Below are 255 nucleotides of genomic sequence, written 5' to 3' on the forward strand. Positions count from 1 at the left end.
GCCGATCTACGCGGGCAACGCGATCCAGACCGTGAAATCGGGCGATGCGACCAAGGTCGTGTCGATCCGGACCTCGAGCTTCGAGGCCGCGGAAACCGGCGGGTCGGCCACGGTCGAAACCATCGGCACCGCCGCCGATCCGGCCCTGTCGTCCTGGGTGGAAGACAAGGTTGCCGCAAGCGACCGTCCGGAACTGACCTCGGCCGGGATCGTGGTCTCGGGCGGGCGTGGCGTGGGTTCGAAGGACGACTTCGC

1 pseudogene is annotated in these 255 nt (G+C 68.2%); it reads left to right on the forward strand.

Annotated features, from left to right (window positions below):
• Positions 1-255 (forward strand): annotated as a pseudogene (locus tag EU803_RS18470) (electron transfer flavoprotein subunit alpha/FixB family protein); the annotation flags it as partial.

The sequence above is a fragment of the Loktanella sp. IMCC34160 genome, assembly GCF_004145845.1.
Classification (GTDB): domain Bacteria; phylum Pseudomonadota; class Alphaproteobacteria; order Rhodobacterales; family Rhodobacteraceae; genus SELP01.